The organism is Serratia sp. 2880STDY5682894, from assembly GCF_001537385.1.
GTDB classification, from domain to species: Bacteria; Pseudomonadota; Gammaproteobacteria; order Enterobacterales; family Enterobacteriaceae; genus Serratia; species Serratia nevei.
Genome location: NZ_FCJA01000003.1, coordinates 428,901 through 447,996, shown reverse-complemented (window position 1 = coordinate 447,996; position 19,096 = coordinate 428,901). Strand labels below are relative to the sequence as shown.

General features: G+C 61.6%; 14 protein-coding genes. 8 read left to right on the top strand and 6 right to left on the bottom strand.

All coding sequences use genetic code 11. The features are described from left to right. Positions 1-131: 131 nt before the first annotated feature. The gene (locus AWX27_RS10360; RefSeq protein ID WP_060421728.1) at positions 132-3,773 is read right to left on the bottom strand and encodes a DNA translocase FtsK 4TM domain-containing protein; all 3,642 of its coding nucleotides are present in this window, start codon (positions 3,771-3,773) and stop codon (positions 132-134) included. Between the two features lie 120 nt (positions 3,774-3,893). After that, positions 3,894-4,388 carry a leucine-responsive transcriptional regulator Lrp gene (gene lrp, locus AWX27_RS10355; protein WP_004928318.1) on the bottom strand — a complete coding sequence of 165 codons (495 nt, stop codon included), beginning with the start codon at positions 4,386-4,388 and terminating at the stop codon, positions 3,894-3,896. 654 nt (positions 4,389-5,042) lie between these two features. Between lrp and trxB the strand changes: the two genes are divergently transcribed. The 7 genes from trxB (at position 5,043) to infA (ending at position 12,451) form a co-directional block, all read left to right on the top strand. Further along, positions 5,043-6,014 carry a thioredoxin-disulfide reductase gene (gene trxB, locus AWX27_RS10350; protein ID WP_047727946.1) on the top strand — a complete coding sequence of 324 codons (972 nt, stop codon included), beginning with the start codon at positions 5,043-5,045 and terminating at the stop codon, positions 6,012-6,014. Between the two features lie 75 nt (positions 6,015-6,089). Further along, entirely contained in the window at positions 6,090-6,977 is an 888-nt protein-coding gene (locus AWX27_RS10345) for a LysR family transcriptional regulator (protein WP_060421725.1), read from the top strand. 93 nt (positions 6,978-7,070) lie between these two features. Beyond that, a complete protein-coding gene (gene gstA / locus AWX27_RS10340) occupies positions 7,071-7,688 on the top strand; it encodes a glutathione transferase GstA (protein ID WP_060421720.1) in 618 nt (205 codons plus the stop codon). A gap of 175 nt (positions 7,689-7,863) precedes the next feature. After that, entirely contained in the window at positions 7,864-9,630 is a 1,767-nt protein-coding gene (gene cydD, locus AWX27_RS10335) for a heme ABC transporter permease/ATP-binding protein CydD (protein WP_060421717.1), read from the top strand. Positions 9,631-9,632: 2 nt separating this feature from the next. Continuing rightward, entirely contained in the window at positions 9,633-11,372 is a 1,740-nt protein-coding gene (gene cydC / locus AWX27_RS10330; RefSeq protein ID WP_060421712.1) for a heme ABC transporter ATP-binding protein/permease CydC, read from the top strand. Between the two features lie 29 nt (positions 11,373-11,401). After that, positions 11,402-12,127 (top strand): leucyl/phenylalanyl-tRNA--protein transferase, encoded by a 726-nt coding sequence (gene aat, locus AWX27_RS10325; protein WP_047727955.1) that lies wholly within the window; start codon positions 11,402-11,404, stop codon positions 12,125-12,127. Between the two features lie 105 nt (positions 12,128-12,232). Next, positions 12,233-12,451, top strand: coding sequence for a translation initiation factor IF-1 (gene infA, locus AWX27_RS10320; RefSeq protein WP_002211347.1), 219 nt, complete (start codon positions 12,233-12,235; stop codon positions 12,449-12,451). A gap of 205 nt (positions 12,452-12,656) precedes the next feature. On the opposite strand, the gene clpA is transcribed toward infA, so the two are convergent. Both clpA and clpS read right to left on the bottom strand, forming a co-directional pair. Continuing rightward, positions 12,657-14,936, bottom strand: coding sequence for an ATP-dependent Clp protease ATP-binding subunit ClpA (clpA, locus tag AWX27_RS10315; RefSeq protein ID WP_004928343.1), 2,280 nt, complete (start codon positions 14,934-14,936; stop codon positions 12,657-12,659). A 27-nt stretch (positions 14,937-14,963) separates the two neighbouring features. Next, positions 14,964-15,284 carry an ATP-dependent Clp protease adapter ClpS gene (clpS, locus tag AWX27_RS10310; RefSeq protein WP_004928347.1) on the bottom strand — a complete coding sequence of 107 codons (321 nt, stop codon included), beginning with the start codon at positions 15,282-15,284 and terminating at the stop codon, positions 14,964-14,966. Between the two features lie 356 nt (positions 15,285-15,640). On the opposite strand from clpS, the gene cspD reads away from it, so the two are divergent. Continuing rightward, positions 15,641-15,862 (top strand): cold shock-like protein CspD, encoded by a 222-nt coding sequence (gene cspD, locus AWX27_RS10305; protein ID WP_004928349.1) that lies wholly within the window; start codon positions 15,641-15,643, stop codon positions 15,860-15,862. A gap of 87 nt (positions 15,863-15,949) precedes the next feature. Here the strand turns inward: cspD and macB are convergent, their stop codons facing one another. Together macB and macA are read right to left on the bottom strand one after the other, a co-directional pair. Continuing rightward, positions 15,950-17,896: a macrolide ABC transporter ATP-binding protein/permease MacB gene (gene macB, locus AWX27_RS10300; protein ID WP_060421708.1), complete on the bottom strand. Its 1,947-nt coding sequence runs from the start codon at positions 17,894-17,896 to the stop codon at positions 15,950-15,952. Beyond that, positions 17,896-19,011 (bottom strand): macrolide transporter subunit MacA, encoded by a 1,116-nt coding sequence (gene macA / locus AWX27_RS10295; RefSeq protein ID WP_060421705.1) that lies wholly within the window; start codon positions 19,009-19,011, stop codon positions 17,896-17,898. The genes macB and macA overlap by 1 nt, the downstream gene beginning before the upstream one ends. Positions 19,012-19,096: the final 85 nt, after the last annotated feature.

The following is a 19,096-nucleotide window of genomic DNA, read 5'->3' as shown; positions in this document are numbered from 1 at the left end:
CCCGCTTACTTTACCCGAAGCCGGCGATCGGCCGGTAGGCCAATGTTCCGAGAAGAAACGGGTTTACGCTTCTTTGCACAAGGGCCGCTTAAGCGGCCCTTTCTTATTGAATTGCAATGGCTAAACGACCATCAATCGTGCCGAGGCGGCGCCAGCACCTCGCGGTTGCCGTTGTGCCCCTGCTCGCTGACGATGCCCTGCGCTTCCATCTGTTCGATGATGCGCGCCGCGCGGTTATAACCGATGCGGAACTGGCGCTGCACGCCGGAGATGGAGGCACGGCGTTTATCCACCACGAAATCCACCGCCTGGTCAAACAACGGATCCAGCTCTTCGTCACCGTCCATACCGCCGCCGGCACCGCCCTCGCCGTCTTCGCCGCCGCTAAGAATGCCCTCTTTATATTGGGGCCGCTCGCGCGCTTTCCAATCCTTGACCACCGCGTGCACTTCCTGATCGCGCACGAATGCGCCATGTACGCGCACCGGAATCGAGGAGTTCGGCGCCAGATAGAGCATGTCACCCATACCCAGCAAGGACTCGGCGCCCCCCTGATCGAGGATGGTGCGGGAGTCGATTTTGCTCGACACGGTAAAGGCGATACGCGTCGGGATGTTGGCCTTGATAAGACCCGTGATCACATCCACCGACGGACGCTGGGTCGCCAGCACCAGGTGGATACCCGCCGCACGCGCTTTCTGCGCCAGGCGAGCGATCAACTCTTCGACCTTCTTGCCGACCGTCATGATCAGATCGGCGAATTCGTCGACCATCACTACGATGTACGGCTCTTTCTCCAATACCGGCGGCGTGATGTCCATGCTGTCGGTCGGCTTCCAGAACGGATCCGGGATCGGGCGCCCCATCGCTTCGGCCTGATCGACTCGCTCGTTGTAGCCAGCCAGGTTACGCACGCCCAGGGCAGACATCAGCTTGTAGCGGCGTTCCATTTCACCCACGCACCAACGCAGCGCATTGGCGGCGTCTTTCATGTCGGTGACCACATCGGTCAACAGGTGCGGAATGCCTTCGTAAACCGACAGCTCCAGCATTTTCGGGTCGATCATGATAAAGCGCACTTCTTTCGGCGTGGCTTTATACAGGATGCTCAGGATCATGGCGTTGACCCCGACCGACTTACCGGAACCGGTGGTACCGGCGACCAGCAAGTGCGGCATTTTACCCAGATCGGCCACCACCGGCTCGCCGGAGATGTCCTTACCCAATACGATGGACAGCGGCGACGGGTTGTCACGGAAGGCCGGGCAATCCAGCACTTCGCGCAGGTACACCGTCTGCCGCTTGGCATTCGGCAGCTCCAGACCGACGTAAGGCTTGCCGGGGATCACTTCCACCACGCGCACCGCCGAAGTCGACAGCGAGCGCGCCAGATCGCGCGACAGGTTGGAAATACGCGCCGCTTTAACGCCCGGCGCCAGATCCAGCTCGAAGCGGGTGATGACCGGCCCCGGCAGGATGTCCACCACATCGGCTTTCACGCGGTAATCGGCCAGGCTGGCCTCCACCAGGCGCGCCTTCTGTTCCAGCGCGAAGGAGTCGACCGGCTCCACCTCTTTCGGCGCTTCGGTCAGCAGATCCAGCGTCGGCAGCGGCGTGGTCGGCTTCTGCAGCGGCTGATCGTTACGCATCAGGAACGGGTGAATCAAGCTGTCCATCGCCGGATGTTGCTCGGCCTGAGTTTGCTGAGGCGGCTGCTGCACCGGTTGCTGGGGCTGCTGATATTGCGGCTGCGACGGCTGTTGATACTGCTGTTGCTGCGGCTGTTGGTACTGTTGAGGCTGCGAGTGCGGTTGCTGAGGTTGGGCAACCGGCGCCGCAGGCTCAAACTGGCCGAACGGCACGTCGTCCTCTTGCTCGCTTTGCTGTTCAATGCGCTCTTCAAGCTGCGGGGACAGCGTGAACATCGGCTCGCTCGGGCCATCGTCCACTAAATCCGCCATCGGCGAGAAGCTGAAAGCATTGCGGGTATCGACCGGACTGGCAGCCGGCGCCTGCGGGGCCGGTTCTTGCTGGCCGTAACGCGCCTGCTGCTGCTCGGCGAACGCCTGGCGCAGCGCGGCCTCTTGCAGCGCCTCTTCGTCGTTCTGTTGATAACCTTCGCCGTAACGTTGGCTCTGCTGTTCGGCAAACGCCTTGCTCAGCTCGGCTTCCTGCAGGGCGCTCTCGTCATCTTGCTCCGGCGCGTAACTTTCGCCGTAGCGTTGGCTTTGCTGCTCGGCAAACGCCTGACGCAGCGCCGCTTCCTGCAGCGCCTCTTCTTCCTGCGGGCTCACCGCCGTCGGCTGCTGAGGCTCCACCTCGGCCTGGCGCTGTTCCTGCTCGGCCGCACGCTGCGAAGGCAGCTTGATGCCGTAAGAAGCCAGCTCGCGGCGCGTCGGAATACGTACCGGATTCGGCCGAGGCAGCTCAGGGCCGATGCCCTGTTTAACCTGCGGATTGCCGTCGCTGGTGGCCGTGAAAGCCGGCATGAAGGTCGCCGCTGCGGCGCCCGCAGCGGCAGCGGCTGCCGTATCCAGCTGTGGCTTGGCGCCGGTGGCGCTGAAACCACCCGCTCCGCTGACGTCGGCACTGTCGCGCTGCGCGGCAGTAAAATCAAAGGGAGAACGCGCCGGCGGCTGCGGCGCAGCCGGCTCTTGCCAATTGCCCAGGCGCGGCTCATCGTCGTCCCGATAAGGGTCGACGGGACGCGTCGCCTTAGGCGCAGGCGTTTCTTCCGGGATTTCGAAGGAATACAGCGGCGGCGTGGCGTCTTGCGCCGGGGCGCTCACCGGGTGCTGATTGACCGAGGTCGGCGCGGCCGGCGCCACCGTTACCGACGGCGCCTGTGTGGCGATCGGTGCGGCAACGGGCTCGTGGATCTCTGCCGTCACCGCCGGTGCAGGCGAAGCCGCCGGCGCGATTGGCGCGGCGTCGGCTTCAACCTCACCATCGTCGGCTCGCAGGCCGCTGAGCAACGGATCGGCGGCGTCTTCCGCCGCCTCTTTGGCGCTTTCGGTGACCGAAGGCGCGGAGAACAGCACGTCGTCATCGGCGGCCGCGGCGCTGGTGGCAACCGCGGCGGCGGCCCCCTTCCCTGCCTGCTCAGGCTCGTCGTCAACGTAACGTTCGTCATCCTCGAAATAGCGCTCTTCGCGGCGCGAGCGGTTGGTCATCACCGTCGCGACGCCCAGCACAGCACCGCCGATCTTCTCGGCGATCACCAGCCAGGACCAGCCGGTAAACAGCGTCAGCCCCGCCGCCCACACGCACAGCAGCGCCAGCGTGGCGCCGATGCCGTTGAACCACGGCAACATGGCGTTGCTCAGCAGGCTGCCGAGCACGCCACCGGAAGCGAAGTAATAGAGATCGTCAACGTTCAGCGCCGCCAACCCACAGGAGGTAAGCACTAACGCCAGGGTGCCGATCAGGCGCAGGGAGAGCGCGAAATAGTCGATGTAGTCTCTGTTGCCGCGCTGGCGATAGGCCGCCCAGCACAGGACCAGCATGATCGGCGGTATCGCGTAGGCGAGCACCCCGAAGGTGAAGAACAGCGTGTCGGCCAACCAGGCCCCAACACCGCCGCCCAAATTGTGAATCGGCTCATGCCATGCGGTCTGTGACCAGCTTGGGTCAGACGGGTTGAAGCTGACCAGCGCAGCCATGAGGTAAACGGCAAAAATCGCTACCACGATAAGCACAGCTTCCAGCAAACGCCGGCCACTGCTGAGTCTTTTCAGGGTAACTTCTTTATCTTCTGTATATTCCTGGCTCAAGAAAGGCTCTCCAGGTTCCTGTTAGCTGACATAGCAACAGCGCCGAGAAGCTTCCCCGGCGCCGAAACTGTATGAATAAACAGGAGTGTAACCAATTTAATCAGGTTTTGCACCTGCACCTTACCGTGTTTTGATAACCAGACGGTTACTCTGTTTCACTTCTTCCATCACTACGTAGGTACGGGTGTCGTTGACCCCCGGCAAACGCAGCAAGGTTTCACCCAACAGTTTGCGGTAAGCCGACATGTCCGGTACGCGGGTTTTCAACAGGTAGTCGAAATCGCCGGAAACCAGATGACACTCCTGAATTTCTTCAAGCTTCTGCACTGCCGAGTTGAATTGCTCAAACACATCCGGCGCGCCGCGGTTCAGCGTGATCTCCACGAAAACCAGCAGGGACGCATCCAGATAATGCGGGTTGAGCAATGCGGTATAGCCATGAATGAAACCCTGGCGCTCGAGACGGCGCACGCGTTCTAAACATGGTGTCGGGGATAACCCCACGCGCTTCGAAAGCTCGACGTTCGAAATACGCCCATCCTTCTGCAGCTCATTCAGGATGTTGCGGTCGATACGGTCAAGATCTTTACCCGGGCGTTTCTTGTTGTCTGCCATTATTATTGTCTCTCTTATTTTCTTCCGTGCACTTGCCACACCCTAGCCAACGTCAATGTGTAAGGGTTCGTTCCAAGCGAAGACCCGATGCCTGTCATATGCTTCTTCACTACCATCATTCCACGCCGCGCAGCCTGTCTGTCCAACCCCGCGCGACGCCGGTAACGACGTTTAGGTCGAGAAAAAATCTGCAAACGCTTGCGCGCCCTGCTCCGCACATCCACCGCGCATTGCCGCCTCGCGGCGCAAATACGTACGATTTGCTGGTGTTACGGGGATAATTTCTTCTTCCTATGATGTTTTCGCAAATGCGCAGCGGATTGTCAAAGTAAAAGAAGCAAAATCAGAACAACGTACCGTCACGAAAAGTCTGCATCCCATTTTTGGTTATGAATCGCTGGCAGATAAACCCCGGCAGGGAGCGGCTGAAGTCGCAGAATGCGCCGTTTTTGCGCGGTTGGCGATTCGGCAACCGAATGCGGCTTTGATAAGGTAAATTTCTGCGTTCAGCGTACGATTTGCCGACAGCGGGTGCATTAATAGGCGACAACTATCATACAAATCGTTAACAACGTCGCCCGGCGCTTTTTTTACTGCGCCATTTTCCCTACAATCGGTTCCATTGTCCGCCATTGTGGAATAAAGAGGTTATTCATGGGCACGGCTAAACATAGCAAATTACTGATTCTGGGCTCCGGCCCGGCCGGTTACACCGCCGCCGTTTACGCGGCGCGCGCCAACCTGAGCCCGGTGCTGATCACCGGTATGGAACAAGGCGGCCAGCTGACCACCACCACCGAAGTGGAAAACTGGCCGGGCGACGCCGAAGGCCTGACCGGCCCGGCGCTGATGGAGCGCATGCGCGAGCATGCGGAGAAGTTCCAGACTGAAATCGTCTTCGATCACATCAACAGCGTCGATCTGCAGCAGCGTCCGTTCCGCCTGTTCGGCGACAGCGGTGAATACAGCTGCGACGCGCTGATCATCGCAACCGGCGCCTCCGCCCGCTACCTTGGCCTGCCTTCCGAAGACGCGTTCAAGGGTAAAGGCGTTTCCGCCTGTGCGACCTGCGACGGTTTCTTCTACCGCAACCAGAAAGTCGCCGTGGTCGGCGGCGGCAACACCGCCGTTGAAGAAGCGCTGTACCTGTCCAATATCGCCGCCGAGGTTCACCTGATCCACCGCCGCGACAGCTTCCGTTCGGAGAAGATCCTGATCGACCGGCTGATGGAAAAAGTGAAAAGCGGCAATATCGTGCTGCACACCGACCATACGCTGGACGAAGTGCTGGGCGATGAAATGGGCGTGACCGGCGTGCGTATCCGCAGCACCAAAGCGGAAAACGAAACCCGCGAACTGGAACTGGCCGGCGTGTTCATCGCCATCGGCCACAGCCCGAACACCGGCATCTTCGGCGGCCAGCTGGAGCTGGAAAACGGCTACATCAAGGTGCAGTCCGGCATTCACGGCAATGCGACCCAAACCACCATCCCCGGCGTCTTCGCCGCAGGCGACGTGATGGATCACATTTACCGCCAGGCGATCACCTCCGCCGGCACCGGCTGTATGGCGGCGCTGGACGCAGAGCGTTACCTGGACGGCATCGCCGGCGCAGAAGTCTGCTAAGACTTTCTCGCCACCAGCAAAAAGCGGCTCTCGAGCCGCTTTTTTTGTCTTCGCTCCTCAAGAGGATGCACGCCGATGCATAATCTTCTTCACTGGCGCCTGCTGGTTGCCGTCGCCGACAACGGCACCATCACTCAGGCTGCGGCGATCTGCGGTATGACGCAGTCTGCCGCCAGCCAGGCCATCGCTCAACTGGAGACAATGCTGAGCACCCGGCTTTTGGTGCGCCAACCGCACAATGTCGTCCTGACCCAAAGCGGCCAGCAGATCGTCGCCCATGCCCGCACGATGTTGGAAGCACTGCGGGCCATTCAGCAGTGTGCGCAACAAGCCGGCAACGCACACGCGGGCAAAATACGCCTGGCCAGTTTCCCGTCGGCATTCAGCAAGCTGTTGCCGCCGCTGCTGCGTAAATTTCGCCGTCTGTACCCCGACATTGAGCTGATTACGCTCGAGGGCACCGATCACGAAGTGGAGAGCTGGTTAACATCGGCGACGGCAGACATCGGCGTGGTGCTCAATCCGGCGCCGGAGCGGCAGTGCTTCCCTTTGGGAGAGGATGCCTGGCTGGCGGTCGTGCCCAGCGCGTATCCGCTGGCGCGAGCGCGGCGGCCGGTGGCGCTGGATGCCCTGTTCCGGCTGCCTTTTATCCTGGCGACCGGCGGGTGCGATCTGAATGCGCAAAGCTTGGCGCAGCAGTCGGGCCTGGCGCTGGCCGATATCCGCGCCACCGTCAGCGATTGGCAAACGGCATTGACGCTGGTCAGGGAAGGCACGGGCGTCGCGCTGATGCCCGCGTCCGTGATCCCGCCCGACGCGCTTGGGGTTTGCGCTCTGCCGCTCGTTGCGCCGATTTATCGCCGTTTCGGCCTCGCGTGCTCATCCGAGGCGGCGGCCCGGCTCCCCGTCCAAACCCTGCTGAGTTACCTGCGAGAACAGGAGCAAACTCTGGCCAGTCGCTGAGCTAATAGCGGCTTTCTGAAATTTCCATTTTCCCGCCGGTGCCCGCGTCGGCATGCTGTGGCAAGCGTTCTCATTGACCCACAAGGAAATAGCATGAAGCTGTATTTTGCTCCCGATGCCTGCTCGCTTGCCCCACATATCGTCCTGCGCGAATTAGCGCTCCCCTTCACCCTGATCAGGGTGAACAATCGCAGCAAGCGCTGCGCCGACGGTGAGGATTTCTATCGCATCAACCCCAAAGGTTACGTCGCCGCCCTGCAACTGGACGATGGCAATGTGATCACCGAAGGCTCCGCTATCGTTCAATACCTCGCCGACCTGCGCCCAGAGCGCCGGCTGGCGCCGCCACCGACGGCCTTTGAGCGGGTACGGCTGCAGGAATGGCTTAATTTCATCACCAGCGAGATCCATGCCGGCGCCGCCCCTTTATTCAATGACGCCCTGCCCGACGGCGCCAAGGCGTTGCTGCGCGACAAGTTGAGGCGGCGATTGGGTTATATCGCGCAAGCTTTGGCACCACAAACTTATCTGCTGGGAACGCATTTCAGCGTCGCAGACGCTTATCTATTTACCGTGTTGCGCTGGATGGCGCGCTTCGAGATTTCGCTGAGCGAGTGGCCGCCGCTCCAGCATTATGTGGCGCGGATCGCAGAGCGAGCGTCGGTGTGCGCCGCTCTGGAAGCCGAGGCCGCAAGTGAGGAAGTCAAATAGTCGGTAACGCGTCTGTTATAGCCACATTTGGCCGCTTTATTATTTTCAGTCTGCCGGGTGACGAGGTAACATGGGACCTCGCTTGTTTGCCGCCGATTGCGCCAAACACTATTATTTAACAGTACGTTAACCCAGCCCGTAACAAACGGGCGCCGGCGATGCAGACGCATATCTGATGAAAAAAACCAGACAGCAACAGTTAACCCGTTGGCTTAAAACCCAGAGTTCGTTAGCGCAGCGTTGGCTGCGCCTTTCCATGCTGTTGGGGCTGTTCAGCAGCCTGCTGATCGTGGCGCAGGCCTGGCTGCTGGCCAGCCTGCTGCACGCCCTGATCATCGAACATACCCCGCGCGAACAGCTGATCCCTTCGTTTATCTGGCTGGCCGCCGCGTTCGCGCTGCGGGCGCTGTTAAGCTGGCTGCGGGAACGGATTGGTTTCCTGTGTGGGCAGGTGATCCGCCAGCGCATGCGCCAACAGGTGCTGGATAAGCTGCAGCAGCTCGGCCCGGCCTGGATCCAGGGCAAACCGGCGGGCAGCTGGGCCAGCATCATCGTCGAACAGATCGAGGATATGCAGGACTATTACTCGCGCTATCTGCCGCAGATGTATCTGGCGGTTTTCATCCCGCTGCTGATTTTGATCGCCGTCTTCCCGATCAATTGGGCCGCGGGCATCATTCTGCTGGCAACCGCGCCGCTGATCCCGCTGTTTATGGCGCTGGTCGGCATGGGAGCCGCCGACGCCAACCGCCGCAACTTCGTGGCGCTGGCGCGCTTGAGCGGCAACTTCCTCGACCGCCTGCGCGGCCTGGACACCCTGCGGCTGTTCGACCGCGCGCAGGCCGAAACCGCGCAGATCGCCAAATCCTCCGAAGACTTCCGCAGCCGCACCATGGAAGTGCTGCGCCTGGCCTTCCTCTCTTCCGGCGTGCTGGAGTTCTTCGCCTCGATCTCCATCGCCGTGGTGGCGGTGTACTTCGGCTTTTCCTACCTCGGTGAACTCAACTTCGGCAGCTACGGCCTCGGCGTGACGCTGTTTTCCGGTTTTCTGGTGTTGATTCTGGCACCGGAGTTTTTCCAACCGCTGCGCGATCTCGGCACCTTCTACCATGCCAAAGCGCAGGCGATCGGCGCGGCGGAAGCGCTGGAAACCTTCCTCAGCGCCGAAGGCGAGCAGATGGGCAACGGCACGCGGCAACTGCCCGCCGATCAACCGCTGACGCTGCAGGCGAACGCGTTGGAAATCCTGTCGCCGAACGGCGTACTGCTGGCCGGGCCGCTGAGCTTCACCCTGCAACCGCAGCAGCGCGTGGCGCTGGTCGGGCTGAGCGGCGCCGGTAAAAGCTCGCTGCTGAATCTGCTGCTCGGCTTCCTGCCCTATCGCGGGTCGTTGACCGTCAACGGCATTGAGCTGCGTGAACTGTCCGCCGAAACCTGGCGCCAGCAGCTGAGCTGGGTCGGCCAGAACCCGCATCTGCCGGCGCAAACCCTGCGCGCCAATATTCTGCTGGGCTGCCCGCAGGCCGACGAAGCGCAGCTGCAGCAGGCGGTGGAACTCGCCTACGTCAGCGAACTGCTCCCTTATCTGCCGCAGGGGCTCGACACCGAAGTGGGCGACAACGCCGCTCGCCTGTCGGTCGGCCAGGCGCAGCGCGTGGCGGTCGCCCGGGCGCTGATCGGTCCGCGCCGCCTGCTGCTGCTGGATGAACCGGCCGCCAGCCTCGATGCCCACAGCGAACAGCGGGTGATGCAGGCGTTGAATGCCGCTTCGCATCAGCAAACCACCCTGCTGGTGACGCACCAGCTGGAAGATACCGAAGACTACGATCAGATTTGGGTGATGGATAACGGGCGCATCGTGCAACAGGGCGATTACGCCACCCTCAGCGCCCAACCGGGCCTGTTTGCCACTCTGATCGCCCATCGCCGCGGGGAGCTTTAATCATGCGCGTTTTGCTGCCGTTTTTGGCGTTGTATCGCCGCCATAGCCTGCTGATTAGCCTGGGCATCCTTTTGGCGATCGTCACTCTGCTGGCCAGCATCGGCCTGCTGGCACTCTCCGGCTGGTTCCTGGCCGCCTCGTCGCTGGCCGGATTGGCGGGCCTGTTGACCTTCAACTACATGCTGCCGGCCGCCGGCGTGCGCGGCGCGGCGATCTTCCGCACCGCCGGGCGCTATGCCGAGCGAGTCGTCAGCCACGACGCCACCTTCCGCGTACTGTCGCATCTGCGGGTGTTCACCTTCAGCAAGATCCTGCCGCTGACGCCGGGCGGCATCGCCCGCTTCCGCCAAGCCGAGCTGCTCAACCGCCTGGTGGCGGACGTGGACACGCTGGATCATCTTTATCTGCGGGTGATCTCGCCGCTGATCAGCGCGGCGGTGGTGATCCTGGTGGTCACCTACGGCCTGAGCTGGCTCGATCCTGCGCTCGCCCTGACGCTGGGCGGCATTCTGTTACTGTTGCTGCTGCTGGTGCCGCCGGTGTTCTATCGCGCCGGCAAGCCGATCGGCGGCCAGCTTACCGCCCTGCGCGGCCAATACCGAACCGACCTAACCGCCTGGCTGCAGGGGCAGGCCGAGCTGGTGGTGTTCGGTGCCGTCAACGACTTCCGCCAGACGCTGAACGCCACCGAACAGCGGTGGCAACGCCGCCAGTGGCAGCAAGCCTCGCTGAGCGGCAAGGCGCAGGCGCTGATGCTCCTCGCCAGCGGGCTGACGGTGACGCTGCTGCTGTGGCTGACCGCCGCCGGCATCGGCGGCGATACCCAGCCCGGCGCGCTGATCGCACTGTTCGTCTTCGCCGCGCTGGCGTCGTTCGAAGCGCTGATGCCGGTCGCCGGTGCCTTCCAGCATCTCGGCCAGGTGATCGCCTCCGCCACGCGGGTCAAACAGATCATCGATCGTCAGCCGGAGGTCACCTTCCCGGCCACCGGCCCGGCCGCCGCTGATCGGGCTCAGCTTAGCCTGCGGCAGCTGAGTTTCACCTACCCCGACCAGCCGCAGCCGGTGCTGCGCGACGTCACGCTCGAGGTCGCGGCCGGCGAACACATCGCCTTGCTCGGCCGCACCGGCTGCGGCAAGTCCACCCTGCTGCAGCTGCTGACCCGCGCCTGGCGCACCGACGGCGGCAACATTCTGCTCAACGGCGAACCGCTGGAGGATTATGATGAAACCACGCTGCGTCGGATGACCACGGTCGTCAGCCAGCGGGTGCATATCTTCAGCGATACGCTGCGGGAAAACCTGCGGCTGGCCGCGCCGGACGCCGACGACGCTCGCCTGAGCGAGGTACTGCAGCAGGTGGGGCTCGGCAAATTGCTGGACAGCGACGGCGGGCTGAACGCCTGGCTGGGCGAAGGCGGCCGGCAGCTGTCCGGCGGCGAACAGCGCCGTCTGGGCATCGCCCGCGCGCTGCTGCACCCAGCCCCGCTGCTGCTGCTCGACGAACCGACCGAAGGGCTGGACGCCGAAACCGAGCAGCAGATCCTGGCGCTGCTGCGCCGGCATTGTCAGGGCAAAACGCTGATCCTGGTGACGCACCGTCTGTACGGCCTGGAGCATCTCGACCGCATTTGCGTGATGGACGACGGCCGGATTGTCGAACAGGGCGATCACGTCACCCTGATGCGCCGGCAGGGCCGCTATGCCCGCTTTCGCAACCGTATCAGCAACCTGGCGCCGTAATCGGCCCGTAGAGGACGCAGAGAGCCTGTATGCGCATCGTTAAACTTTCCCCCCAGTCGCTGGCGTTTCCCTCGCCTGAGGGCGCCCTGCGCGACCCTAACGGCCTGCTGGCTATCGGCGGCGACCTGACGGCGCCGCGGCTGCTGGCGGCCTACGAGCGCGGCATTTTCCCCTGGTACTCGCCGGGGGAAGCGATTCTGTGGTGGTCGCCCGATCCGCGTGCGGTGTTGTTCCCTGCCGAGTTTCATCTCAACCGCAGCCTGAAACGCTTTTTGCGCCACGATCCGTTTCGCATCACGCTCAATCACGACTTCGCCGCGGTGATCGCCGCCTGCGCCCACCGGCCGGATGAAGGCACCTGGATCGGCCCGGAGGTACAGCGCGCCTATCAGCATCTGCACCGCCTCGGCTATGCGCACTCGGTGGAGGTGTGGCAGGATGATCAACTGGTCGGCGGCATGTACGGCGTGGCGCAGGGCGCGTTGTTCTGCGGCGAATCGATGTTCAGCCGCGTTACCAACGCCTCAAAATGCGCATTGATGGCCTTTTGCCGCCATTTTGCCGCTTATGGCGGGGAATTGATTGACTGCCAGGTGCTGAACGCTCACACTGCCCGCCTTGGCGCGCGTGAAATTCCGCGCCGTCAATTTTTGCAGCAGCTCAGCACCCTTCAACGGCGGCCTTTGGCGCCGGCGTGCTGGGAGCCGCAAGTCATATCCCCACAGCCGGCTGAACCGCCCTCTCCAGTAAACTAATTGGTGGAAACGGTGCAATGTTCACCGACACATCTTTACATAATGGGGGTTTTTCGGCATTATCTTGCCGGTTAAAAACTAAGGTAGTTAGACCTAGAGGATTCGATGGCCAAAGAAGACAATATTGAAATGCAGGGCACCGTTCTTGATACGCTGCCGAACACCATGTTCCGCGTTGAATTGGAAAACGGGCACGTGGTAACCGCACACATCTCCGGTAAAATGCGTAAAAACTATATCCGCATCCTGACGGGCGACAAAGTCACTGTAGAGCTGACCCCGTACGACCTGAGCAAAGGCCGCATTGTCTTCCGTAGCCGTTAATCGGCTCACCGCGCGCCACACGCTGGCGGCATCGAGGATGTAATCCCTCGGGAGCCCTTTCCGTTTACCCCCGCAGCGACGTTACACAACGGGTTGCAGGTGCGCAGGTAAACTGAGAGGGCTCACTCGTTTCTGTTGTACGGTGAATCTCACCCATAAAAAAAGCGATGCCGAAGCATCGCTTTTTCTTTGCCTGAAGGCAGCCTTAGTGTACCGCGCCCTCGTCCGCCTTGCGTTTGGCGGCGCTGAGGAAGTGGTAGGTCAGCTGTTTCTTGTCCTTGTCCAGCTCGACCTTCACGGAACCGCCGTCCACCAGCGAGCCGAACAGCAGTTCGTTGGCCAACGGTTTTTTCAGGTTCTCCTGCATGACGCGCGCCATCGGGCGAGCCCCCATCGCACGGTCGTAGCCCTTCACCGACAGCCAGTCGCGCGCTTCGTCGCTCACTTCCAGCGAGACGCCCTTCGCATCCAGCTGCGCCTGCAGTTCGACGATGAACTTGTCGACCACCTGCTGGATCACCTCGGTAGACAGATGGTTGAACCAGATGATGTTGTCCAGACGGTTGCGGAACTCCGGCGTAAACACCTTCTTGATCTCTTCCATCGCGTCGGTGCTGTTGTCCTGCTGCACCAGGCCGATCGATTTGCGTTCGGTTTCCCGTACCCCGGCGTTGGTGGTCATCACCAGGATCACGTTGCGGAAGTCCGCCTTGCGGCCGTTGTTGTCGGTCAGCGTCCCGTTGTCCATCACCTGCAGCAGCAGGTTGAACACGTCCGGATGCGCCTTCTCGATCTCATCGAGCAGCACCACCGCATGCGGATGCTTGATCACCGCATCGGTCAGCAGCCCGCCCTGATCGTAACCGACATAGCCCGGAGGCGCGCCGATCAGACGGCTGACAGTATGCCGCTCCATGTACTCGGACATGTCGAAACGCAGCAGCTCGATATCCATCGCCTTGGCCAACTGTACGGTGACCTCGGTTTTCCCGACCCCGGTCGGCCCGGCGAACAGGAAGGAACCGACCGGCTTGCGCTCGTGGCCCAGACCGGCGCGGCTCATCTTGATCGCTTCGGTCAACGCTTCGATCGCCTGATCCTGGCCGAACACCAGCATCTTCAGGCGATCGCCCAGGTTTCTCAGCACGTCGCGATCGCTGGCCGACACGGTTTTCTCCGGGATGCGAGCGATGCGCGCCACCACGGATTCGATATCGGCCACGTTGACGGTTTTCTTGCGCTTGCTGGCCGGCATCAACCGGCTGCGGGCGCCCGCCTCATCGATCACGTCGATCGCCTTGTCCGGCAGATGACGATCGTTGATGTATTTCACCGACAGCTCCACCGCGGCGCGGATCGCCTTGGCGGTATAACGCACGTCGTGGTGCGCTTCATACTTGGCCTTCAGGCCGTTGATGATCTGAACGGTCTCTTCCGCCGTCGGCTCGGTGATGTCGATCTTCTGGAAACGGCGCGCCAGGGCGCGATCCTTTTCGAAGATGTTGCTGAACTCCTGGTAGGTGGTCGAGCCGATCACCCGGATCTTGCCGCTCGACAGCAGCGGTTTGATCAGGTTGGCGGCATCCACCTGCCCACCGGAAGCCGCGCCGGCGCCGATGATGGTGTGAATTTCATCGATGAACAAAATGCTGTTCTGATCCTGTTCCAGCTGCTTGAGCAGCGCTTTGAAACGCTTCTCGAAGTCGCCGCGGTATTTGGTGCCGGCCAGCAGTGAACCGATATCCAGCGAATACAGCGTGCAGTCCGCCATCACTTCCGGCACGTCGCCCTGCACGATACGCCAGGCCAGGCCCTCGGCGATGGCGGTCTTGCCGACGCCGGATTCGCCGACCAGCAGCGGGTTGTTTTTACGACGGCGGCACAGCACCTGAATCGCGCGCTCCAGCTCACGATCGCGGCCGATCAACGGATCGATGCCGCCCACACGGGCCAACTGATTGAGGTTGGTGGTGAAGTTTTCCATACGGTCTTCCCCTCCGGACTGCTCTTCGTTCACCGGGTTTTCCGCATTCGGCGCTTGGCCCGGCTCGTCTTTACGCGTGCCATGTGAAATAAAGTTCACCACGTCGAGACGGCTGACGTCGTGTTTGCGCAGCAGATAGGCCGCCTGCGACTCCTGCTCGCTGAAGATGGCCACCAACACGTTGGCGCCGGACACTTCGCTGCGGCCGGAAGATTGCACATGGAAGACCGCGCGCTGCAGCACGCGCTGGAAGCTGAGCGTCGGCTGAGTGTCGCGCTCTTCTTCGCCGGCGGGCAGCGTCGGTGTGGTTTGTTCGATGAAGGCTTCCAGCTCCTGGCGCAACGCGGCCAGATCCACCGTACATGCCTCAAGCGCTTCTCGCGCGGCAGGGTTGCTCAGCAACGCCAGCAACAGGTGCTCCACGGTCATAAACTCGTGTCTGTGCTCACGCGCCCTGGCGAAAGCCATGTTGAGACTGAGTTCCAGTTCTTGATTGAGCATAAGCACCTCCCCAATAGATTGCCTTATTCAGGCTTTTTCCAGCGTACAAAGCAACGGATGCTCATTCTCCCTTGCGTACCGGTTCACATGGACGACTTTGGTTTCCGCCACCTCGGCGGTAAAAACACCACAGATCGCCTTGCCTTGATAGTGGACCGTGAGCATCAGTTGCGTTGCGCGTTCAATATCATAAGAAAAGAACTTTTGCAGAACGTCAATCACAAATTCCATCGGTGTGTAATCGTCGTTGTTAAGTATAACTTTATACATAGACGGCGGTTTTACCGCATCGATTTGTTTTTCTTCGGCCAAGTGTTCAAAGTTTAGCCAGTCGTTGTTATTGCCCATCGCTGCTCATCTTCTCTGCTCTGCCCTCTTATATGGGGGCAGGTTTCGGTTATTCAAAGTGGGGGATAGTTACTATTTTATCATCTTCGGCTTCGTCCCGCCGCACTGTAACGTGCGCAAAAAAACGGGCCAATTGTGACTGAATCGTGGCAATAGCGTTACCTGCTTCAAACTTTGGTGAACTGCTCCCCGCCGACAAAAGCCGATCCCTTGACGGCCCGATCATTTGCTCTAGAGTGTAAATTCGTGGCTGGTGGTCTTTTAACCACCCTTTGTCCACGCTGCTACCCGCCCACGGCGGGTGCGAAATCAGTTATTCATCTCACTTAAAATAGCGTTGCGAGGGATGTAAAAGCATGGAGACGGGTACTGTTAAATGGTTTAACAACGCCAAAGGTTTTGGCTTCATCTGCCCAGCCGGCGGTGGCGAAGATATTTTCGCGCATTATTCCACCATCAAGATGGATGGTTACAGAACGTTGAAGGCGGGCCAGCAGGTCAGCTTCGACGTGCATCAAGGGCCAAAAGGGAACCATGCCAGCCTTATTGTGCCGGTGGAAAGCGAGGCGCTGTCCTAAACGCTTCCGGCAGCGTCGCGCTGCATTGACCGTGACTGCGATAAAAATGCCAGCCGCCGTGTGACTGGCATTTTTTATGCCTTTTACTTACTCGCGCGCCAGCGCATCGATCGGATTCAGCCGCGCGGCATTGCGCGCCGGCAGATAGCCGAACACCACCCCGATGCCGGTGGAACAAAGGAACGCGCTCAGCAACGCCGCCGGCGGGAAGCTGATCTGCCAGCCCGGCAATACCAGCTGCACCGCCAGACCGATGGCGAACGACAGCGTAATCCCCAGCGCGCCCCCCACCAGGCAGACCAATACCGCCTCGATCAGGAACTGCTGCAACACGTCGCCGGAACGGGCCCCCACCGCCATGCGGATGCCGATCTCGCGCGTGCGTTCGGTCACCGACACCAGCATGATGTTCATCACGCCGATACCGCCGACCACCAGCGAAATCACCGCCACCAGCGTCAGGAACAGCTGCAGCGTGCGGGTGGTTTTCTCGGCGGTTTGCACCAGGCTGTCCATGTTATAGGTGAAGAAGTCCTTCTTGCCGTGGCGCAGCGTCAACAGGCGCGACAGCTGCTGTTCCGCTTCCTTGCTGTCGTAGCCGTCGCGGATGCGAACGGTGATCGAGTCAAAATAATTGTTGCCCATCAGCCGGTTGGCCATGGTGCTGTAAGGTACCCACACGTTCAGCGTCTTGCTGCTGCCGAACATCGACTGCTTCTCCTTGGCCACGCCGACCACCGTCGCCGGCATGTTGCCTACCAGGATCACCTCGCCCACCACGTTCTTCTGGTGCGGGAACAGCCGCCGCTGGGTATTGGCGTCGATCACCACCGTCTGCGCCTGCGACTGCACCTGCAGCGGATCGATGCCGACGCCCTGGGTAAAGCTCATGCCGTACACGCGGAAGAACTGCTCGCTGACGCCGTTGACGTTGGCCGCCGCGTCGACGTTGCCCAAGCGCAGCCGCATGCTGCTGCTGATGCTCGGCGACAGCGCGCTGATGTAAGGCTGTTCGCGCAGCGCATCGAGATCGCCGTATTTCAACGATTGCCGGTAGGTCGGATCGTCATCGCCGAAGTCCTTGCCGGGGTATATGTCGACGGTGTTGGTGCCGATGGATTTGATGTCCGCCAGCACCATCTGCTTGGCGGCGTCGCCGATCACCAGGATCGACACCACCGAGGCAATGCCAATAATGATGCCAAGCATGGTCAGCGCGGTGCGCATCTTGTTGGCCGCCATCGCACGCCAGGCCATCACCAGCGCCTCGCGGAAACGGCCGCCCACCTGCAGCCAGGAAGCCGCCGCCGCGGCCAGCGCCAGCGGCTTGGCCTGCGCATTCTCCTGCGGTGCCGGACGCGAATCGGCGATAATCTCGCCGTCGCGGATCTCGATGATCCGCTCCGCCTGGCGCGCTACCGCCGGATCGTGGGTCACCAGGATCACGGTGTGGCCCTGGGCGCACAGCTGTTTGAGGATCGCCATCACTTCTTCGCCGGAGTGGCTGTCGAGCGCGCCGGTCGGTTCATCCGCCAGGATCACCTGCCCGCCATTCATCAGGGCGCGGGCGATGCTGACGCGCTGCTGCTGGCCACCGGAAAGCTGGCTCGGCCGGTAGTTGACGCGCTCCCCCAGCCCCAGACGCCGCAACAGCGCCACCGCCCGTTCGCGCCGCGCCGCTTTGCCCAGCCCCGCGTACACCGCCGGCACTTCGACGTTGTGCGCCGCGCTCAAGTGCGGCAGCAGATGATAGCGCTGAAAGATAAAGCCGAAATGCTCGCGCCGCAGCTGCGCCAGCGCATCGTCGCTCAGGGTGGCCACATCCTGCCCGGCCACCCGATACACGCCGGCGCTCGGCTTGTCCAGACAGCCGAGAATGTTCATCAGCGTCGATTTGCCGGAGCCGGAGGCCCCCATGATCGCCACCATTTCACCGGCTTCAATGCTCAGGCTGATCCCCTTCAGCACCTCCACCGTCTGCTCGCCGGAACGGTAGCTGCGGCGGATGCCGCTCAGCTGCAACAGCGCCGCCATCAGCCGGCCTCCACGCCGCCGCGGCTGACGATCACCTCATCGCCCGCCTCGAGGCCGCTGAGGATCTGCACGTCGATATTGTTGCGCAGGCCGATAGCCACCTCGCGCTTCTCTTCCTTGCCCTGTTTCAGCACCGAGACGTGGTAGCGATTGTCGGCGATCTGATCGCCCAGCGCCGCCAGCGGGATCACCAGCGCCTGCTCGACGCCGGCCAGCTGAATATGCACCTGCGCCGTCATTTGCAAGCGCAGCAACCTTTCCGGGTTGGGCACTTCGAAACGCGCATAATAGAAGATGGCGTTGTTGACCTTTTCCGGCGTCGGCTGAATGTCTTTCAGCACGCCGTCGAAGCGCCGGGTCGGATCGCCCAGCACCGTGAACCAGGCCTTCTGACCCGGCTTGAGATTAATGACGTCGGCCTCCGATACCTGCGCCTTCACCAGCATGGTGCCGAGATCCGCCAGCGTCAGAATGTTCGGTGCCTGCTGCGCCGCGATCACCGTCTGGCCCTGCAGCGTGGTGATCTGCACCACGTCGCCATCCATCGGCGCCTCGATGCGGGTATAGGCCAGGTTGATCTTGGCGGTATCCAGGCTGGCCTGGTTCCGCGCGATCTGCGCATTGATGGTGCCCACCTGCGCCTTCTTCACCGCCAGCTGCGTCGCCGCCTGATCCAGATCCTGGCGCGACACCGCCTGCAGCTTGGCCAACGCCTGGTTGCGCTGCAGCGTGACCGCCGCCAGCTGCTGTTCGGCCTGCGCCTGCAGCAGTTGCGCATGCAGTTCACGCAGCGTCGCCTCGCCTTCGCGGATGCTGTTCTGCGCCTGTTGCGGATCGATAACCCCCAGCAACTGGCCTTTCTTCACCTTGTCGCCGATCTCGACATACAGCTTTTCCAGCTGCCCGCTGACCTGCGCGCCGACGTCGACCTTGCGCACCGCGTCCAGTTGGCCGGTCGCCAACACGTTCTGCTGCAGATCGCGCTGGGTGACCTTTACCGTTTTGAAATCGGTTGGCGCCGGATGGCGAAAGTGCCAAACGGCCGCCGCGGCAAGCGCCGCAATGACCGCCAGAACGAGTATCCAGCGGCGTTTATGTCCTTTAAACCCTGTCAAAATTGACCTGCCTGTGCTTGTGAATATCAACCGCCCATTGCGGCGGCGGAGCTAAATTAGCACGCACCGTAGGGAATAACTAAAC